General features: G+C 48.8%; 13 protein-coding genes and 1 pseudogene. 13 read left to right on the top strand and 1 reads right to left on the bottom strand.

Annotated features, from left to right (window positions below; genetic code table 11):
- Nucleotides 1–47: 47 nt before the first annotated feature.
- The 10 genes and pseudogenes from gltB to M1Q06_RS14705 all read left to right on the top strand — a co-directional run bounded on the left by gltB (nt 48) and on the right by M1Q06_RS14705 (nt 14,404).
- Nucleotides 48–4,631, top strand: a complete 4,584-nt coding sequence (gene gltB, locus M1Q06_RS14750; RefSeq protein WP_434400318.1) for a glutamate synthase large subunit — start codon at nt 48–50, stop codon at nt 4,629–4,631.
- 65 nt (nt 4,632–4,696) lie between these two features.
- Entirely contained in the window at nt 4,697–6,184 is a 1,488-nt protein-coding gene (locus tag M1Q06_RS14745; protein ID WP_434400317.1) for a glutamate synthase subunit beta, read from the top strand.
- Between the two features lie 296 nt (nt 6,185–6,480).
- On the top strand, nt 6,481–6,951 hold the full coding sequence (locus M1Q06_RS14740) for a hypothetical protein (protein ID WP_434400316.1): 471 nt from the start codon (nt 6,481–6,483) through the stop codon (nt 6,949–6,951).
- Nucleotides 6,952–7,037: 86 nt separating this feature from the next.
- Nucleotides 7,038–7,952, top strand: coding sequence for an HD-GYP domain-containing protein (locus tag M1Q06_RS14735; RefSeq protein WP_434400315.1), 915 nt, complete (start codon nt 7,038–7,040; stop codon nt 7,950–7,952).
- A 115-nt stretch (nt 7,953–8,067) separates the two neighbouring features.
- On the top strand, nt 8,068–8,610 hold the full coding sequence (locus tag M1Q06_RS14730) for a hypothetical protein (protein WP_434400314.1): 543 nt from the start codon (nt 8,068–8,070) through the stop codon (nt 8,608–8,610).
- A 140-nt stretch (nt 8,611–8,750) separates the two neighbouring features.
- Nucleotides 8,751–10,208 carry a circularly permuted type 2 ATP-grasp protein gene (locus M1Q06_RS14725; protein WP_434400312.1) on the top strand — a complete coding sequence of 486 codons (1,458 nt, stop codon included), beginning with the start codon at nt 8,751–8,753 and terminating at the stop codon, nt 10,206–10,208.
- A pseudogene (locus M1Q06_RS14720) lies at nt 10,209–11,141 on the top strand (alpha-E domain-containing protein); the annotation flags it as partial.
- Between the two features lie 87 nt (nt 11,142–11,228).
- Nucleotides 11,229–12,080 (top strand): transglutaminase family protein, encoded by an 852-nt coding sequence (locus M1Q06_RS14715; protein ID WP_434402890.1) that lies wholly within the window; start codon nt 11,229–11,231, stop codon nt 12,078–12,080.
- A gap of 82 nt (nt 12,081–12,162) precedes the next feature.
- Nucleotides 12,163–13,608, top strand: a complete 1,446-nt coding sequence (locus M1Q06_RS14710; RefSeq protein WP_434400311.1) for a DEAD/DEAH box helicase — start codon at nt 12,163–12,165, stop codon at nt 13,606–13,608.
- 232 nt (nt 13,609–13,840) lie between these two features.
- The gene (locus M1Q06_RS14705; protein WP_434400310.1) at nt 13,841–14,404 is read left to right on the top strand and encodes a 3D domain-containing protein; all 564 of its coding nucleotides are present in this window, start codon (nt 13,841–13,843) and stop codon (nt 14,402–14,404) included.
- A gap of 60 nt (nt 14,405–14,464) precedes the next feature.
- On the opposite strand, the gene M1Q06_RS14700 is transcribed toward M1Q06_RS14705, so the two are convergent.
- A protein-coding gene (locus tag M1Q06_RS14700) for an IS3 family transposase (protein ID WP_434400202.1) occupies nt 14,465–15,630 on the bottom strand; the annotation gives its coding sequence in 2 pieces (ribosomal slippage) (nt 14,465–15,354 and nt 15,354–15,630; 1,167 coding nt in all).
- 1,123 nt (nt 15,631–16,753) lie between these two features.
- Here M1Q06_RS14700 and M1Q06_RS14695 point away from each other — a divergent pair.
- Genes M1Q06_RS14695 through M1Q06_RS14685 form a run of 3 tightly spaced genes read left to right on the top strand, consistent with a single transcriptional unit; the run spans nt 16,754 to nt 20,558 of the window.
- Nucleotides 16,754–18,280 (top strand): phytoene desaturase family protein, encoded by a 1,527-nt coding sequence (locus M1Q06_RS14695; RefSeq protein ID WP_434400309.1) that lies wholly within the window; start codon nt 16,754–16,756, stop codon nt 18,278–18,280.
- The gene (locus tag M1Q06_RS14690; protein WP_434400307.1) at nt 18,277–19,728 is read left to right on the top strand and encodes a phytoene desaturase family protein; all 1,452 of its coding nucleotides are present in this window, start codon (nt 18,277–18,279) and stop codon (nt 19,726–19,728) included. The genes M1Q06_RS14695 and M1Q06_RS14690 overlap by 4 nt, the downstream gene beginning before the upstream one ends.
- Entirely contained in the window at nt 19,728–20,558 is an 831-nt protein-coding gene (locus M1Q06_RS14685) for a phytoene/squalene synthase family protein (protein WP_434402888.1), read from the top strand. The genes M1Q06_RS14690 and M1Q06_RS14685 overlap by 1 nt, the downstream gene beginning before the upstream one ends.
- Nucleotides 20,559–20,579: the final 21 nt, after the last annotated feature.

Genomic DNA, 20,579 nt, shown 5'->3' with positions numbered 1-20,579 from the left:
CTATCATAATATTATGACAAATTAGCGTGTAAAAGGAGGCGGTTTTATTGAGTAAGAAAGAGTATCCGATCGCACAAGGACTGTATCATCCCGACCAGGAACATGAAGCTTGCGGCATTGGGATGATCGCTAATATAGACGGCAGAAAATCGCATAGCATTGTCCAGAACGCAGTGAACATCCTGTGTAACTTGGAGCACCGCGGCGGCCAATCATCCGATACGAGCACAGGGGACGGCGCCGGCATTTTGACGCAGATTCCACACCGCTTTTTCCTGAAGCAATGTGAAAAAGAAGGAATCGTCCTTCCGGATGAAGGAAAATACGGCATCGGCATGATTTTCATGCCACAGGATTACGATCTACGCATGAAAGCAAAAGATATCATCCAGCGCATCGTCGAAGAAGAAGGCCAGGAATCACTCGGCTGGCGCCCTGTGCCGGTCAACGATTCATTTGTCGGGAATGTCGCGGCGAAAACCAAGCCGGTCATCCGCCAAATCTTCATCGGCGCATCAGCGGAGCTAGAGACGCGCATGGACTTGGAGCGCCGTTTGTACATTATCCGCAAACGCATCGAGCAGGAAATGGGCGGCGTGGAAGAATTCAAAGACGTCTATTTCAGCAGCTTGTCTGCCGGCACGATTGTTTATAAAGGCATGCTCATCCCGGAACAACTGGATTCATTCTATATCGACCTCAACCATCCCGAATTCAAATCGGCGTTGGCACTCGTCCACTCACGGTTCAGTACGAATACCTTCCCGAGCTGGCAGCGTTCCCACCCGAACCGCTACTCCATCCATAACGGCGAATTCAATACGCTTCGCGGAAACGTCAACTGGATGAGAGCCCGACAGCTTGCTTGCAACTCCCCTTATTTCAATGACCAAGATTTGCAAAAAGTCCTGCCGGTCATTGATGAGACAGGAAGCGATTCGTCGATGTTCGACAATTGCTTCGAATTCCTCCATCTATCAGGCCGTTCGCTTGCGCATACGGCGATGATGATGGTCCCGGAGCCATGGGTCAATGACAAATCGATTGACAAGAAAAAACGCGATTTCTACGAATACCACAGCACGCTCATGGAGCCATGGGACGGCCCGGCGGCACTGGTATTTACAGATGGGCGCCAGATTGCAGCGTGCCTCGACCGCAATGGCTTGCGCCCGGCGCGTTATTATATTACGAAAAGCGGCATGATCGTACTCGGCTCGGAAGTCGGTGCGCTCGATATCTTTTCCGATGACATCATCTATAAAGACCGCCTGCGCCCAGGGAAGATGCTTTTGGTCGACCTTGAAGCCGGCAAAATCATCCCGGATGACGAAATCAAAACGCAAATTGCGTCCGAGCTTCCTTATAAAGATTGGGTCGAAAACAATTTGTTCGATTTGGGCGATTTGCCAGAACCGAAAGAAGTGGTGCATCCAAACGGCGAAGGGCTGTTAAAGCAGCAGCTTGTTTTCGGCTATACGCAGGAAGAAGTCCAGAAAATCATCAAACCGCTGGCGTCCGACGGGAAAGATCCGGTCGGCTCGATGGGCTACGACTCGCCGCTTGCGGTATTATCGAAAAAACCGCAGCTTTTGTATAACTATTTCAAGCAATTGTTTGCACAAGTCACCAACCCGCCGATTGACGCCATCCGTGAGCAAATCATCACGGCAGCCCGGACGACCATCGGGGCAGAAGGCAATTTGGTGGATCCGAAACCGGAAAGCGCACGCCATATCCGTCTTGAAACACCGGTATTGCTAAATGCAGAGCTTGAAAGACTGCGCCAGCAGAACTTACCCGAGTTCAAGGCCGTCACCTTGCCTATTCTGTTTGATGCGGATGGAGGCGCTGAAGCGATGGAAGCGCGTCTGGAAGCATTGTTTGCTGAAGCGGACGAGGCTATCAAACAAGGCGCGACATTGGTCATCCTGTCCGACCGCGGCGTCGACAGCACGCATGCGGCGATTCCTGCACTACTCGCAGTCTCAGGGCTCCATCATCATTTAATCCGACAAGGCACGCGGACACGCATGAGCATCCTGCTCGAGTCTGCGGAACCGCGTGAAGTCCATCATTTCGCGATGCTGATTGGCTACGGTGCGGAAGGGATCAATCCTTATCTGGCATTCGAGTCGATCGAAGATCTGGTGGCGAAAGACGATATCCACGGCATGAACGTCGAACAGGCGGAAGCGAGCTATGTACAAGCTGTAACGGATGGAATCATCAAGATATTGTCTAAAATGGGTATTTCAACCATTCAAAGTTACCGAGGCGCACAGATTTTCGAAGCGATCGGAATCCATATGGATGTTATCGACAAATATTTCACACGTACATCATCGCGCCTTGGCGGCATTGGGCTCGATATTATCGCCAAAGAGGTCCTGCTGCGCCACGCATCTGCTTATCCGGACCGCGAAGGAGCGAATCCTGCGCTCGAATCAGGCGATGAGTATCAATACCGTGAAAACGGCGAAGACCATCAATACAACCCGATGACGATCCATACGCTTCAACAAGCGTGCCGGACGAATAATTACGATACTTTCCGCAAGTATTCGAAACTCTTGACGGATGAAAAAGCCAATCTCCAATCATTGCGGGGCTTATTGAAATTCAAAGACCGCACGCCGATCCCGATCGAAGAAGTCGAAACGGTCGAAGAGATTTGTGCACGCTTCAAAACCGGCGCCATGTCTTATGGTTCGATCAGTAAAGAGGCCCACGAAGCCTTAGCGATCGCGATGAATAAAATTGGCGGACGCAGCAACTCAGGAGAAGGCGGCGAAGAAGTATCGCGCTTTATTCCGGACGACAACGGCGATAGCCGCAGAAGCGCCATCAAGCAAGTCGCATCTGGCCGCTTCGGCGTCACGAGCCATTATTTGGTCAATGCTGACGAAATCCAGATCAAAGTCGCACAAGGGGCAAAACCTGGAGAAGGCGGTCATTTGCCAGGCAAGAAAGTATATCCGTGGATTGCGGAAGTGCGCGGTTCGACGACTGGCGTCGAATTGATTTCACCGCCTCCTCATCACGATATCTATTCGATCGAAGATTTAGCGGAATTGATTTTCAACTTGAAAAACGCCAACCCGCGTGCACGCATCAGCGTTAAGTTGGTATCCGCAGTCGGTGTCGGCACAATCGCAGCTGGCGTTGCCAAAGGCCGTGCAGATCTCGTGTTGATCAGCGGTTATGACGGCGGCACGGGCGCTGCGCCGAAAACGAGCTTGAAGCATACCGGCTTGCCATGGGAGATCGGCCTTGCGGAAACGCATCAGACGCTTCTGTTGAATGGCCTGCGCGACCGCATCGTCGTCGAAACAGACGGCAAAATGATGACTGGCCGCGACGTTGTCACTGCGGCGCTCTTGGGTGCCGAAGAGTATGGCTTCTCGACAGCACCCCTCGTCGTACTCGGATGTGTCATGATGCGCGTCTGCCATTTGGATACATGCCCAGTCGGGATTGCGACGCAAAACCCGGAACTGCGTAAAAAATACACGGGCGAAGCAGATCACGTGGCGAACTTCATGCGCTTTATCGCCATGGAAGCGCGCGAATTGATGGCGGAACTTGGATTCCGCACAATCAACGAAATGATCGGCCGCACCGATGTGCTGGAAACGAATAAAGCGATCAAGCATTGGAAAGCGGAAGGGCTGGATTTGACGCAGCTTCTCTATCAGCCGGACCTGCCGGAAAAAGTCGGCCGCTATGCAACGATCAAGCAAGACCACGGTTTGAAGCATACGCTCGATGTGCAGGAACTCTTGCCTCGCTGCCGCAATGCGATTGAAACAGGAGAGCCAGTCGAAGTATCGACCGCAATCCGCAATATCCACCGTGCGACCGGGACGATCATCGGCAGCGCCATCTCCCGCAAATACGGTGCAGAGGGCTTGCCGGAAGATACCATTACGTTGAATTTCCAAGGCTCAGCCGGGCAAAGCTTCGGCGCGTTCATTCCGAAAGGCATGACGCTCAATTTGATCGGAGACTCCAATGACTTTGTCGGAAAAGGCTTATCCGGAGGTAAGATTGTCGTCAAGCCGGCAGTGGATTCGACATTCCTTCCCGAGAAGAACATCATCATCGGCAACGTGTCGTTTTATGGTGCTTCGGCTGGAGAAGCGTATATCCACGGTATGGCGGGCGAACGTTTCGCCGTCCGCAACTCCGGCGCGAAGATCGTCGTCGAAGGCGTCGGCGACCACGGCTGTGAATACATGACCGGCGGGCGCGTCGTCATTCTTGGAGATACCGGCAAAAACTTCGCAGCCGGCATGTCAGGCGGTGTCGCTTATGTGCTGGATGAAGATGAAACATTCAGCGCGCGCTGCAACCCTGAAATGGTGCATATGCAGCCGCTCGCAGATCCTTCGGAAATTGCGGAACTGAAAGAGATGGTCGAAAACCATGTCCGCTATACAGGAAGCCTGAACGGCAAACGCGTGTTGGATCATTGGGAGATTCTGTCTGCCAAATTCGTCCGCGTCATTCCGAAAGCCTATTTGAAGATCAACGAACGCATCAGCAAGCTGCAAGATAGCGGCATGGAGAAATTCGATGCCGAAATGGCCGCATTCGAAGAAAGTAAAATGGCTTCGGCCGGCAAGTAACAGCGCCGGCAATAGCTGCCTTTCATAGAGAAAAGCTTGGAAAATATGCGAACTGGAGGGAAACGATGGGGAAGATAACCGGATTTATGGAATATGACCGTCAGACTGTAAAAGAACGCGACCCGGCACAGCGGACGAAAGACTGGAAAGATTATACGATTCCGCTATCTGAACAGGAAGTACAAAAGCAAGGGGCGCGCTGCATGGATTGCGGCGTCCCGACCTGCCAGACCGGCATGGATCTCGACAATGGCACGACCGGCTGCCCGGTCAATCACTTGATTCCGGAGTGGAATGATCTTGTCTATCGCGGCCAATGGAAAGAAGCGCTTCACCGTGAACATTTGAAGAATAATTTCCCGGAATTCACCGGTGTTGCTTGCCCAGCTCCATGTGAAGGGGCTTGTGTTCTGGGGATCAACGAACCGCCTGTCGCCATCCGCACGGTCGAACGCTCGATCATTGAACGCGGATTTGCGGAAGGATGGGTCGTTCCGGAACCACCGAAACACCGCACCGGCAAAAAAGTGGCTGTGGTTGGTTCGGGTCCTGCCGGGCTTGCATCTGCAGCCCAATTGAACAAAGCGGGCCATACCGTAACGGTGTTCGAAAAAAGCGACCGTATCGGCGGCTTGTTGACTTACGGGATCCCTGAAATGAAATTGCCGTATGACATGGTCATGCGCCGCGTTAAAATCCTTGAGCAGGAAGGCATCACGTTCGTGACGAATGTTGAAGTCGGCAAAAACTATCCTGCAACGAAATTGCGTGATGATTTCGATTCGGTCATCATGGCGACCGGCGCGACTGTGCACCGCAACATCGATGTCGAAGGGCGTGACTTAGAAGGCGTGCATTTCGCAATGGACTTCCTGCATTCCAGCACGAAAAGCTTGCTCGATTCCAATTTGGAAGACGGCAATTATATTTCGGCAAAAGGAAAAAACGTCATCGTTATCGGCGGTGGCGACACGGGGACAGACTGTCTCGCAACTTCCGTACGCCACGGCTGCGAGAGCCTTGTGCAATTCGATGTCTACGATCAAAAAGGCGCGCTCCGTGACGAAAAAGGCAATCCATGGCCGCAGTATCCAAAAATCCACCGCGTAGAATACGGCCATAAAGAAGCAGCCGCAACGTTCGGTGACGACCCGCGTGCTTACGCGGTCATGACGAAGAAATTTGTCGGCGATGAAAACGGACATGTAAAAGAAGTCCATACCGTCAATGTAAAGCTGAAAATCGATGAGCAGGGCAACCGTATCCGCGAAGAAATTCCCGGTACGGAAAAAGTATGGAAAGCGGACCTGGTCCTGATCGCTATCGGTTTCAGCGGACCTGAACAGCTGCTGATCGACCAATTGAATGTGGAAACGCACGCCAATTCACGCGTAAAAGCTGAATACGGCGATTACCGCACGAATGTCGAAGGCATCTTTGCGGCTGGCGATATGCGCAGAGGCCAGAGCTTGATCGTCTGGGCGATCAACGAAGGCCGTGAAGCGGCCCGGGAATGCGACCGGTATTTGATGGGCAGTACGGTATTGCCTTAATAAGTGTGACTGAACGAAAAAAGCCTGCAATTTTTCATTGCAGGCTTTTTCTTTTTTGGGATTATAAATCAGGATAAAAGGGAAAGGTTAATAAATTGATTATTTTAATAACTTTAAATAATTAAATAATTTCTTTATTGTAAATTTTTGCAGGAGTTATTGTGCAAAAGTCCTAGTGCGTATATACTGAAGAATGTAGGACTATCGGTCGCTTATGCCACCAGTCACAACAGCAAAAAAATGATAAGCGATCGCCATTTCTTCAAAAAAACTAAATCAACTCAGGAGGAATACGCATGTTCAAGAAAAGTATCGCAGCCGTCATCTTCTCGTTCATAATGATCTTATCAATGGGGACAGGGGCGTTTGCATCGGACATTCCAGTTGTAGACGATGTGCCATTCCATAACTTTGAAGACTCTATGACAGTAGAAGAAAAAGAAGCTATTGCCGATGTCAACAAGGTGAACGCGAAGATCGAAGCGGAAATCGCTAAAAACCAAGAAAAAGCTGACAAGCTATACGCTCAATACACAGAAAAGTTAGCGGAAGAAACAGATGTTAACAAACAGGAAAAGTTAACGGCGAAGTACGAAGAACAAATCACAAAGCTGATCACTAAACTTCAAGAGAAAGCTGAGAACATGACAGTTGAAGGGATGGATAGAGCAACTGCTGCAGGACTTACTGTAGACATGGTTTATGTAGACATCCAGTTCGGCGACAGAACCGCTTTGATTGACCCGATTGTAGTAGTTTCTTGGTGAGTATATTGTAGATATCAGTTAAAAAGAGTAGTATGAGAGTAGAGGAAACTTTGCTCTCATTTTTTTTATATAAGGGAAGTGAATTTGTGAGAGGCTTGGATATATTAAAGGGGAACTATCTGGAAAAAATTGAAAATGATACAACCACTCTGTCTTTATTGGGAAGAGGGGGAGGTCTGGAACTTCTAAAACAAACAATTCTTAAAGATAATAGCTTTATCCTTTTTCCAAGTGAAGTTGCCGATGCTCATGAATTTTATTATATATTAGAAGGAGAAATTCAGGCGGAAGTGGAAGGGAACATCATTACATTAAGTAAGGATGGTTTCTTTTCATGTAACGAATTGGAAGTACCTGTTTCTTTTAGGGTTATCGATACAGTGACACTTTTTTCCGTATCAACTGCTCCTGTATTTCATTATTTAAGTAAAATCATCGAAGAATTAAGAAAAATTGGCGAACGAGTTGAGCAAAAGGACCGTTATACTTTTAACCATAGCGCCCGAGTAGCTAATTATGCTGTTAAGACTGCTGCAAAGTTGAAATTAACGCGAGAGCATATGGAGTCTTTATTCCTGGCATCCATCCTCCACGATATCGGCAAAATCAATATTCCTGAAGAAGTGTTGAAAAAGCCCTCCAAACTGACTGACGAAGAATTCGACCTGGTGAAAAAACATCCGGGAGACGGTGCTGATATGATTCGGGATACCCCTTATAAAGATATCGCTGACATCGTCGAGCAGCACCACGAGCGGGTGAACGGGCGTGGTTACCCGTTCGGTTTGAAAGGTGACGAGATTTTAATCGAGGCGAAAATCATCGGCGTATGCGATACTTTCGATGCGATGACGGAAGACCGTGCTTACCGTTCTGCGTTCACCGCCAAGTATGCGATGAACGAGCTCGAGCAGCTGATCGGCATCCAATATGATGAAGAAGTCGTCAAAGCATTCAAGGAAGTATTGTTAGAAGAAGGCAAATTAATAGATACACCGTAAAGGGCGCTCTTCCATAAGAGTGTCCTTTTTCATTTGGGAAGCGATGTTTAAAAATAGGCAATTCCGTCTATACTTACTACACTAAGCTTTATTAAATGGAGAAGGAGGTCATAAAATGGCAAGAAGATCAGGTGGATTTTTCAGCAAGCTCGTATTGCTCGGGGTAGGTGCAGCAATCGGGGCAGCGATGACACAGAAAAAGTCAGAAACCGGCAGCACGCAAAATACAGGCAGCTCTTCGACAAGTACAGCTGACATGAAAGAAAATATCAAAAAGAATTTGGACCGCTTCAACGAGCAATCGGGAGGCATGGTCGACAAAGTGAAGCCTCATATCAACAAAGCGGTCGAAACGGTCAAAACGACGATCGAAAAGCAGCAGCAAATGATGGATAAGGAAAAAGACGCGCTCGATAAAGCGAACAAGACCGTCCAGGACGATGTCGGCGAGACAAAAGGCTCGGATTCTTCAACGGACCAATCGACATCTTCGGCGAATAAAGATTCGTTCTCGTCTGCTGGTTCCTCTACGGTAGCCGATAAACCGAGCGGCGGCGCATTCGGCGGCAGTACTCCCTATGCTGAATCGCTGAAAAAGCATCCAGAAACCGATTCATCTTCCAGCAATTCTTCAAATGATGGCACAACGAAAAAATAACTTCGGTTATAATAGAACAAAGAACAGCTATGCCGAGCATGGGCATGGCTTTTTCTTTCCCTCCAGTAGACAGAAAATTCATATCTTTTAAAAATCAGCGGCAGTTACTGGCGGTATTCTGACAGAGGGGGTTCGGCCACGTGTTTAACAACTATGAAACCAGTCCATTTTTTGATGAAATGTTTACGCCCGATGGAAAACCGAAAGCCCATTACGAAACCTTCCATGAAGTGATCAAGCGATTTTCAGAAGATGAACTAAGGGAAAAGCATGAAACGGCGCAGTTGTCGTTTCTCCGACAAGGCATCACTTTCACTGTCTACCATAATAATGTAGGGACGGAGCGGACGATGCCGTTCGACTTTGTGCCGATCATCATCCCGCCGGAAGAGTGGGAAGTAGTCGAAAAAGGAATGACGCAGCGTGCAGAAGCGCTGAACCGTTTTTTGGATGATGTCTATCATGACCAGCAAATTATCGAAGCGGGAATCGTGCCGCGGCATCTAGTTGAAGACAATCCCTATTATTATGAAAAGCAGATGAAAGGTGTCGACATCCCGCTTAGCAATCATATTTTCCTGGCGGGGATCGACTTAATTCGCGACGAAAACGGCAAATACCATGTGCTTGAAGACAATTTGCGCAACCCGTCTGGATTGTCATATGTGTACCAGAATCGTTACGTCATGCGGCAAGTATATCCTGAGTTTTTCGTCAACCATTCGGTGAGGACGCTGGAGCATCAAATGAGCTTCCTGCACGATTCGATCTTGGACCATGCTCCAAAAGGGAGAAAAGACAAACCGTTTGCGGTGCTATTGACTCCCGGCATGTACAACTCAGCTTATTACGATCATGTCTTCCTGGCCCAGCAGATGGGCATGGATTTAGTCGAAGGGCGCGATCTGGTCGTCCGCAATAACATCGTCTACATGAAATCGATCCGAGGGCTGAAGCGCGTCGATATCATCTACCGCCGCATCGACGACGATTTTTTGGATCCGGAAGCATTCCGTTCAGATTCCGCGCTCGGGGTACGGGGCGTGATGGAAGCTTACCAAAAAGGCAATGTCGCGATTTTGAATGCGGTCGGCAACGGTGTCGCGGATGACAAGGCCATCTATGCGTATGTGCCGGAGATGATCCGCTATTATTTGGAAGAAGAACCGATCATCGACAATGTGAAAACTTATTTGCTTGATAAGCCCGAAGATCGGGAATGGGTACTCGAGCATCTTGAAGAGCTCGTCGTCAAAAACGTAGGGGCATCCGGCGGATACGATATGCTCGTCGGCCCGCATGCCTCGAAGGAGCTGATCGAAGAGTTCAGGGAAAAAATTATCGAAACGCCTCATCAGTATATAGCGCAGCCGACGATCAAGCTGTCACGCGCACCTGCTTATCAAGGAGACAAGTTCTACCCTTGCCACGTGGATCTGAGGGTATTTGTCATGAGAGGCGAAACGACCCACGTCCTGCCTGGTGGATTATCCCGTGTCGCGCTGAAAGAAGGATCGCTTGTTGTCAACTCTTCACAAGGCGGCGGCGGAAAAGACACGTGGGTGTTCAAAAAGAAAGAAGAAGGGGAGGATGCGTAAATGTTAAGCCGTGTTGCAAATTCATTGTATTGGATGTCCCGGAATGTCGAGCGGGCGGAGAACAATGCGCGCATCCTCGATGTGCAATTGCTGCAGATGATCGAAGCGGCCGATGAAGAGCTGGTGCGCGATTCGGATTGGCGGCTGATTTTTGAGATCTGTGATTCGACTGAAACGATGCGCCGTATTAAAGCCAACCCGACTTATGAAGAATCGGAGCTTGTGCAATATTTAGCGATGGCGCAGGAAAATTCCAATTCAGTCGCCAGCTGCGCGATGGTGGTCCGTGAAAATGCCCGCATCAGCCGCGACCATATCCCCGATGATTATTGGGAGACTTGGAACCGTTCGTATTTGGCGCTTGCGGACATGGATTTGAAGAACAGTTCCGTCCGTGACATGAGGTCGTTCCTGGAAAACATCAAAACGACTTCGCTTATTTCCCAGGGAATTGTCGAGTCTTCAATGTCCCGTGGTGTAGCGTATCAAATGATTAAAATCGCCAAATGGCTTGAACGCGCGGAAAAGACGGCACGCATCTTGAATGTCGTCTGCGAGAGGACGCGTGAACGTGTCAGGAAAGAAAAGACCGATGATTATTATTTCTGGTTGGCTGCGCTCAGGATGACGAACGGCTATAACGCGTTCTTGAAGAGCAATCCACCGCGCATGGAGCCAAGGAAAGTACTGGGCTTTTTGATCTCGGACAAAACTTTCCCGAGATCGATCCGCTATTGCCTCGACCATGTGCGGGCTGCAGTTGAAGAACTTGAAGAAGGCAAAGTATCCCATTATTCATGGGAGTTGTACGCAAAACTCGATGAAGTCCGGACTTCCTTCAGCGAGACGGATATTGAATCTCTTGATTCGGATGAATTGATGCATTTCCTGAACCGTTTCCAGGATGGCTGCAACGAAATCAGCCGGATTTTTTCCAGCACTTATTATTTGACCGATCCCGAAGCGGAAACGGCTATGGCGTTCCAATCCCAAGGGATGGATATGAAAGGAATAACTTCTATGAAATACAAAATTGAGCATACTAATCTTTTCGATTATGAAACAATTGTCGACCAAAGTATGAACACCATCCGCCTGAAACCAAGAACGGATGAATGCCAGCGCCTCCTGTCCTACCGTGCGGATATTACGCCGGCTACCTTGACGAAAGAACATGTCGACATTTTCGGCAATAACGTCGAGACGTTTTTCATTGCCGAACATCATCAACACCTGGAAGTGAAATCGACGTCCATCGTCAGCATCCAGAAGAGCCCGTTCATCCACCGCATCGATTATTCGCCGGAAATGAACGTCATTTTCCACTCCCAATTGTTTAAGGAGCATTATATGGCGTACTTGAGCAATACGGCTTATACGTACATCACCCCGGAACAGATGGAGTTGGTCGATCGCGAGCTCGGGGCGATGACCAACCCTGTGCAATACGCAATCGATGTCACCGAATACGTATTTGACCATTTCACATACGACGGGGAGTCAACGACCGTAACGACCAAAGCAAGCGAATCATTCGGCTTGAAAAAAGGCGTCTGCCAGGACATCACGCACGTTATGCTTGGCATCTTGCGCAGCAAGCATATCCCGGCGCGTTACGTCAGCGGTTATTTATACGTCGGTGAAGATTCAGCGCTTGTCGGCGATGCGGCAAGCCATGCGTGGGTGGAATTCATGGTGCCTGGCATTGGCTGGGTCGGGCTCGATCCGACCAATAATGTCGAAGCGCTGGAAAACCATATCCGTGTCGGCGTCGGCCGAGATTACAACGATGTCAGTCCGGTTCAAGGCGTCTACAGAGGCGGCAGCCAGTCGCTCGATGTGAAAGTTTCCGTCAGCCTGCTCGACCAATAATGCCAATAATCGCTTAACTGCAAAACTTCCCGATCCGTGCCATAATGAAGAGATAAGACAGATGAACGGAGAAGGAGAACTTATGAACACGAACCAATTTAAAGATTACGGCATCAGCGAGCCGATCGTAAAAGCGCTGGAAGGCCTTGGCTACCAAGAAGCGACCGAAGTACAGCAGCAAGTCATCCCGGCCGCTCTTGAAAAACATGACCTGACCGTCAAATCACAAACAGGCAGCGGCAAGACAGCCGCATTCGGCATTCCGCTGTGCGAACTGGTCGATTGGGAAGAAAACAAGCCCCAGGCGCTGGTCTTGACCCCGACACGTGAACTTGCCGACCAAGTGAAAGAAGACATCGCCCATATTGGCCGCTTCAAACGCATCAAAGCTGCAGCAATCTACGGCAAGCACCCGTTTGCCTATCAGAAGGAAGAATTGAAGCAAAAATGCCATATCGTCGTGGGAACACCGGGCCGCGTGCTCGACCATATCGAAAAAGGCACGTTGAAGCTCGAGAAAATCGAGTATTTGGTGCTCGATGAGGCAGACGAAATGCTCAATATGGGCTTTATCGAACAAGTCGAATCGATCATCAAACAGCTTCCGAAAGAACGGACGACGATGCTGTTCTCAGCAACATTCCCAGGACACCTGGAAAAGCTGCAGCGTGATTTCATGCGCTCTCCGCGCTATATCGGAATCCAGGCCGCTGATACCTTGGAAGAGCGTATCGAGCATTCACTCGTCATCGTGAAAGAACAGGATAAATTCCAGTTGCTGCGCGACGTGACCGTGGTCGAGAATCCGGACAGCTGCATCATTTTCTGCCGCACGAAAGACCAGGTCGATGCAGTGTCGGAAGGGCTTGAACGGTTGTTCTATACAAGCGACCAATTGCACGGTGGCATGACCCAGGAAGACCGTTTTGGCGTCATGGATGATTTCCGCCGTGGCGAATTCCGTTATTTGGTCGCAACCGATGTCGCGGCGCGCGGCATCGATATCGACGGCATTACCCATGTCATCAATTATGACTTCCCGCTCGAGAAGGAAAGCTACGTCCACCGCGCAGGTCGCACGGGGCGTGCTGGCAAGAGCGGCAAAGCGATTTCATTCGTCACGCCGTTCGAAGACAGATTCCTGAAAGAAACGGAAGACTATTTAGGGTTTGAGATCCCGCGTGTCGAACGGCCGTCGAGAGAGCAGGTCGCCTTGGCGAAACCGGCATTTGAAGACAAAATCGAGAGCCGCCAGAAGCCGAAGAAACATAAAGCTGCGGCACTCAACCAAGACATCATGAAGCTGTATTTCAACGGAGGCAAAAAGAAAAAGCTGCGCGCTGTCGATTTTGTCGGGACGCTGACGAGCATACCGGGCGTCACGGCGGAAGATATCGGCATCATCAAAATCCAGGACACTGTCACGTACATCGACATTTTGAATGGCAAGGGGCTGCATGTCTTGAAGGCGATGAAAGACAAAACCGTCAAAGGAAAAACCTTGAAAGTCCATAAAGCGAAAAAATAATCTTAGGCCTTTTCCGAGCTTTGAAAGCTTTGGAAAGGGCCTTTTTTCTATTGTTGAATATAGAATTTTAATGGAGCGGGTTCTTTTGTCACGAAAAAAAGCGCAATTGTAATCAAATATGCCTAATGCTGTCACATGATTGTAACCTTCCCGTGCTATTTTAATTTTACTGAAAAGCTTTCAACCGATTTACGCAAGGCACAATCATCCGATACGCAAAGGGGATAGGAACTTGAAAAAATTATTGGCGGCTTTAACAATGGCAATGCTTTTATTGCTCGGCACTTCACTCACGACTTCTGCAGCATCGAATGTTTACACAGTCAAAAGCGGCGACACGCTTTATAAAATTTCCCAACAGACAAAAGTATCTGTAACTAACTTGAAATCATATAACGGTTTGAAATCGAATTTAATCTACCCGAAACAAAAATTGAAGTTGAAAAAAACAACAGCGCAAACTATCTCCAAACCATCGACATCATCTTCAAGCAAAGATAAAGTGGCGAAGGAATTCACTGTTTCATCAACAGCCTACACGGCGTATTGCAGAGGATGTTCTGGAATCACGAGAACAGGCATTAACCTGAAAAAGAACCCAGGGCTTAAAGTCATCGCGGTCGATCCGAAAGTCATCCCGCTCGGTTCTAAAGTATGGGTGGAAGGCTACGGCACCGCAATCGCTGGAGATACTGGCGGCGCAATCAAAGGCAAGAAAATCGACGTCTTCATCCCGACTCAAAGCCAAGCGCTTAAATGGGGACGCAAAAACGTAAAAGTTAAAATCCTAAAATAAGCAAAACCCGGCTGATCCTAGACTGACATAGCGATTTGAGACAACCATAAAACACCTTTATTAGGCTGCTTGCGCCCCGAACTCTCGGGGCGACAAGTAGCCTAATTTTGTTAGAATCCGATCTTCGTTATAATGCTGGATGTAGTTGTTCACTTTTTCAATCACGTGAAGATTCGGAAGGGAATTGAATTTAACAAATTGAAACTCCTCTGACTTGATACTTGAGTGGAACGATTCAATGACGGCATTATCCCAACAGTTTCCACGCCTCGACATACTACTTACTAAGTGCTTCTGTTGAAGCACCTGTTGATAGGCGTGAGAGGTGTAGACGCTCCCTTGGTCCGAATGGACAATGACCCCTTCTGGATAGCCTCGCTTTTCTAGAGCCGCATATAAGGTATCGACGACAAGTGAGGTCTGTTGGTGCGAATAGAGCCGGTACGCCACAATTTCGTTGTTAAACAAATCCATGATGGCGGAAAGATACAAGGTCGAACTGCCGTACTGAATGTAGGTGATGTCCGTGACCCATTTTTGATTCGGGGCCGAAGCAGTGAAATTCCGTGCCAAAAGGTTGGGAGCGATAACAACCGATTCTCCTTGCGACTTCCACTTTCGCTTCTTCTTGATGCGACATTGCAAATTGTGTTTTTGCATTAAGCGTTGAATGGTATTGCGATGCCGGACTGTCTGATATTTTGATTTGAGCAACTTCTTAATTTTACGGTGGCCATAGCGATACCGGGTCTGCTTGCACAATGCAATCAGATCCCTTTCGACTTGGGTTAGTTCATAGGAGATGCCTTCGGCCATCCACCGATAATAAGTTGAACGTGCTACCCCCAATGCGGTAAGAATCGCCGTGACCGTATATTTCCGGCGATACTGATCCACCAACTGGAGAATTACTTGTTTTCCAACTCCTTTGCGATCTCCAAATACTTTTTTAAGATGTCATTCTCCATCCGCAGATGGGCATTTTGACGATCTTTCTTTTCCAACTCACTGGCGAATTCCGGCCCATGACCGAACGAATATTGCTTGCCAATCGGTTGGTCGAATCGATGGATCTCATTGTTTCGATACCATTTCATCCACGTCTTGATCTGGGAGACATTCTTGATCCCGTATTTCTCCATGATTTCTTGATTCGTGAATTGGCCACTCATTTTGTCTTTTACGACCGCCCATTTGACGTCGCTTGAATACACGTTTTTGCCCATGCAAAAACACCTCCGATTTCAGTACTTGTGGTAAGTGTACCATCTCGAAGGTGTTTTATAGTGTCTCAATTTACTGTGTTAGTCTATCCATCAGCCGGGTTTTTTTATGGCGTTTTTCACGAGAGAAGTATATAAGGCGGGAGAGTCTCTGATATTTCAAGGCATTCATCATTCAACTAGCTTTTGCTTCAAGTACTTCATTACAACACACCATTCTTCAAGAAGCGATTCCCCCACTAGCCGGCAACTCCGCAAAAAAGCAGATCTGTTTAAACAAACTCGAATCAATGAAATCACTAAGCTGCCCAGCGCCCAGGTTGAGCCGATGCCGTAAGACAAACGCTCTTTTTGGCTTACGGCAAGAGGCCAACCCAAAGCAGGGCGGCGAATAGTCACAAGAAGATTCATTCCAAACACCAAAGCGATTCGGCAATCAAACCCGCGCTATCTTCACATATTCAAAGGGAAGCGATTCCCCCGCTAGCCGGCAACTAACTATAGAAGCAGATCTGATTAAACACACCAGACTCAATGAAATCACTAAGCCGCCCAGCGCCAAGGGTGAGCCGACGCCGTAAGACAGGCGCTCTTCCTGGCTAATGGCTAAAGGCCAACCCAAAGCAGGGCGGCGGATAGCCACAAGAAGCTTTATTCCAAACCCTGAAACATTTCGACCAGCAAGCCCTTACTCTCTCCACAAATGCCAGACCCAAGAAGCGATTCCCCCGCTAGCCGGCAACTAACTATAGAAGCAGATCTGATTAAACACACCAGACTCAATGAAATCACTAAGCCGCCCAGCGCCAAGGGTGAGCCGACGCCGTAAGACAGGCGCTCTTCCTGGCTTATGGCTAAAGGCCAACCCAAAGCAGGGCGGCGGATAGCCAAACAAAGCTTCATTCCAAACACTGAAACATTTCGACCAGTAAACCCTCGCTATCCTTTTCGCTATGCAGTTCTGAAAGCGATTTCCTCGAAAGCACGACTTTGATTCGCCATAAATATTGAATAAAAAAACAAGCACCATAAAGAGGTTAAATAATTAGTCTTTTAGGGAAGAGATGTATATACTGTTTGTATAGATATTGTATAACTTTTAAGAGGCGAAACGGGGGCTTACGCAATGGCAAAACGAATGATTATTATAGGAGCGGGGCCAGGAGGCTTGGCAGCAGGAATGCTGTTAGCGAGCAAAGGGTATCAAGTCGACATTTACGAAAAAAATGACCGCATCGGCGGGCGCAATGCTGCATTGACATTAGGTGATTTCACATTTGACACAGGACCGACGTTTTTGAGCATGCTTCATCTGGTGGAGGAATTATTCGAAACGACTGGGCGCAATGTCCACGATTATATGGAAGCGGTCGAACTGGACCCGATGTACGAACTGCGCTTCGAAGACCAGAACTTGGTGATGACGCGTGACCCTGAAGCAATGCGCAAACAAATCGATGAAAACTTCAAAGGTGACGGAGAAGGTTACGCGCGTTTCATGAAAGACACGGGCAAGAAGCTCGAAGCGATGTCTCCGCTTTTGCAGACGAAAATGGACCGCATGACAGACCTCATGCAGCCGAAAGTGATCAAAGCGATTCCTGAACTTGAAGCAGGCAAGACGCTTTACGATGTATTGTCCCGCTATTTCAAAGACGAGCGCTTGAAGATGGCGTTTGCGTTCCAGTCGAAATACCTCGGCATGTCGCCTTGGGAATGCCCGGGCGCGTTCACGATCCTGTCCTATATGGAGCACGCGTATGGCATCTACCATCCGATCGGCGGCGTCAACCAATTGTCTGCAGCGATGGCGAAGGCAGTTAAAGAAATGGGCGGCCGCATCCATCTCAATAAGGGTGTCCAGAAATTATGGATAGAAGGGCGTACAGTGAAAGGCGTCGACTTGTATGATGGCAGCCGCGAAGCAGCGGATGAAGTAATCATCAATGGCGACTTTGCCCACGTAATGACCCATCTGGTGGAGCCGGGCATCCTGAAGAAATATACTGCCAAAAAGCTCGACAAGAAAAAATATTCATGTTCTACCTTCATGCTGTATTTAGGGCTCGACAAGAAATACGATTTGTCTCATCACACAATCGTTTTTTCAAAAGACTACAAGCGGAACGTCGAAGAAATGACCAAGTCGCGCATCTTGTCGGCAGATCCTTCGATTTACGTCCAAAACGCCAGCGTGACGGATCCAACTTTGGCTCCGGAAGGCAAATCGGCGCTGTATATCTTGGCGCCGGTGCCGAATAATTTCAGCGATATCGGCTGGGAAAACGAACAGGAAGCTTTTCGTGAGCTGGTATTGGATATTATCGAAGAAAAAACCGACTTCAAGAACCTGCGCGACCATATCGAAGTCGAGAAGATGCTGACGCCATTCGGCTGGGAATCGGATTACTCCGTATACCGCGGCGCCACATTCAATTTAGGGCATCAATTATCGCAAATGATGGTGTTCCGTCCGCACAATAAATTCGAAGAGCTCGACAATTGCTGGCTGGTCGGGGGCGGAACGCATCCCGGCAGCGGCTTGCCGACAATCCTGGAATCTGCCCGTATCACCACGAACGGCATCTTGAAAGAAGACGGCAAATCCGGAATTCCGATTGGCCCGCTTCCGAAAGTGGAGGGATATGTATGAAAATAGCCATGATCGGAGGCGGTGTCGGGGGCTTGATGGGCGCGCTGTATTTAACAAAGCTCGGCTATGATGTCACTATTTACGAAAAAGAACACAAGCTCGGCGGCAGAATGGCGTTTGTGGAACGGGACGGCTTCCGAATCGATGAAGGTCCGACCATCGTCTTGCTGCCGGAAATGTTCCGCGATTTGTTCGCGCAAGCAGGAATCGATCCCGAAAGCATCGAATTATTACTATGCGACCCACTTTATACAATCCGTTTCACAGACGGGAAAGTATATACAAAATACCCCGGGCGCGAACGGCAATTGCAGGAAGTCGAAGAGCAGTTTCCGAAAGATAAAGCTGGATTTATCCGCTTTATGGATGAAGGGCAGAAGCGCTTTGACATCGGCAAGCCCGCTTTTCTCGAACATGACTTTGTCCGCAAAGCGGATTTTTGGACATTCCGCAATATCCGCAATTTGATGAAGCTGAAACCACAACAATCTGTCCATCGGCTAATGGAAAATTATTTCAAGGATGAACGATTGCAACTGGCGTATTCCCTTCAGGCGCTGTATATCGGTGGGGATCCTTACCGTGCGCCGGCCATGTATTCACTCGTACCGTTCAGTGAGCATGAGCACGGGGTTTACTATGTGAAAGGCGGCTATGCGAGCATCATCCCTGTCATGGAGCGGGAGTTGCGCAGCCGTGGCACTGAGATCCGGCTGGACACGGCTGTCAAACGAGTGGTGAAGAAAGATGGCCGTGCGACAGCGGTTGAAACTGAAACGGGCGTCGAGCCTTATGATGCGATTGTCTATAACGGGGATTTCCCCGGAATCAACCAATTAGCGCCGATGAAAAAACAGAAAGAATACACGCCTTCATCTGGCTGTGTGCTGTTGTATTTTGGATTGGACAAAGTGTATGAAGATGTAAATGTCCACCAATTCTTTATCGGTGATGATTATAAAGAACATATGGAAGATGTCTTTGTCAGAGGACAGAAAACGGAAAATCCCGCATTCTATACTTTCCATCCTTCTGTTATTGACGATTCTTTGGCTCCTGAAGGCAAATCGGTGCTGTATGTATTGGTGCCGGTTCCTTCAGGCACAGAAATTGATTGGCAGCAGGACGAAGAGTGGATCGGGCGTATTTTGGACCGCATGGAGACATTATCGTTTCCGGATCTCCGGAAGTCGATCGAATGGATGGACGTGCGCACGCCAAAAGAGGCAGAAGCGTTTGGCTTGTTCAAGGGAGGCAGCTTCGGGATCGGGCCGACCTTGCGGCAATCCGGCGTCTTCCGCCCGCAAGTCAAACCGGATGACACGGATAATTTGTATGCAGTAGGGGCTTCTGTCCATCCGGGCGGCGGCATACCGATTGTTATGCAAGGAGCGAAATTGCTGGCCGACAGAATCCACAGCGATTTGAAAGAAAGGGGCGGTTCATGATGGAATTGAAGCAAGCCTATAGCTATTGCGAACGCATTATCGCCGACAATTCAAAGAGCTTTTACAAAGCATTTTCCCTATTGCCTAAAGAAAAGCGCAAAGCCGTATGGGCGGTCTATGCCTTCTGCCGGAAAGTCGACGATATCGTTGATGAAGGCAGCCATCCTGAGCCTGAACTGAGGGCATTCCGTAAAGAATTCGATGAGTTCCTCGCAGGTTCGATCAAATGGGATGATCCGATGTGGCTTGCGCTCGAAGATGTATTTGAAAGCTACGATATGGACGCCAGCGCCTTTTACGGATTGATTAAAGGGCAGGAAATGGATTTAACAATCAACCGCTACCGCACGCTGGATGAGCTTTTGGATTATAGTTACCACGTTGCGAGCACGGTGGGGCTGATGTTGTTACCGATTCTGGCGCCAGGGCGCACCGCTCTGTTAAAAGACGGCGCGATTTCGCTTGGCTACGCCATGCAAATCACCAATATCCTCCGCGATATCGGAGAAGACCTGTCGATGGACCGCATTTATTTGCCGCAGGACATCATGCGGAAATACGGTCTTGCCGAAGAAGCGCTAGGAAGCGGCACGGTGTCGGAATCGTTCATTCAGGTCTGGGAAGAACTTGCCAGCATAGCTGAATTCCATTATGATCGCGCATTTGAGACAATCAATGATTATCCATTATCCTCCCGTGTGCCGGTTAAAGGGGCAGCGCTTGTCTACAGGGAAATCCTGTCGACAATCCGCTCGAAAGAATATACAGTGTTTCACGAAAAGCATTACGTAACGGACGATTCCAAGCAGTCCATCCTGCAATGCTTATAATAACTAGGAAAAAGCTGTTTC

This window comes from Planococcus sp. 11815, assembly GCF_051096385.1.
Taxonomy (GTDB): domain Bacteria; phylum Bacillota; class Bacilli; order Bacillales_A; family Planococcaceae; genus Planococcus; species Planococcus citreus.
Note: the sequence above shows the minus strand (reverse complement) of the source record. Positions and strands in the feature narration are given on the sequence as shown.

Excerpts from the sequence above, each read along its gene's own strand:
- M1Q06_RS14745 (WP_434400317.1), top strand. The coding sequence starts at position 4,697 with ATGGGGAAGATAACCGGATTTATGGAATATGACCGTCAGACTGTAAAA.
- M1Q06_RS14740 (WP_434400316.1), top strand. The coding sequence starts at position 6,481 with ATGTTCAAGAAAAGTATCGCAGCCGTCATCTTCTCGTTCATAATGATC.
- M1Q06_RS14730 (WP_434400314.1), top strand. The coding sequence starts at position 8,068 with ATGGCAAGAAGATCAGGTGGATTTTTCAGCAAGCTCGTATTGCTCGGG.
- M1Q06_RS14715 (WP_434402890.1), top strand. The coding sequence starts at position 11,229 with ATGAAATACAAAATTGAGCATACTAATCTTTTCGATTATGAAACAATT.
- M1Q06_RS14710 (WP_434400311.1), top strand. The coding sequence starts at position 12,163 with ATGAACACGAACCAATTTAAAGATTACGGCATCAGCGAGCCGATCGTA.
- M1Q06_RS14695 (WP_434400309.1), top strand. The coding sequence starts at position 16,754 with ATGGCAAAACGAATGATTATTATAGGAGCGGGGCCAGGAGGCTTGGCA.
- M1Q06_RS14690 (WP_434400307.1), top strand. The coding sequence starts at position 18,277 with ATGAAAATAGCCATGATCGGAGGCGGTGTCGGGGGCTTGATGGGCGCG.
- M1Q06_RS14685 (WP_434402888.1), top strand. The coding sequence starts at position 19,728 with ATGGAATTGAAGCAAGCCTATAGCTATTGCGAACGCATTATCGCCGAC.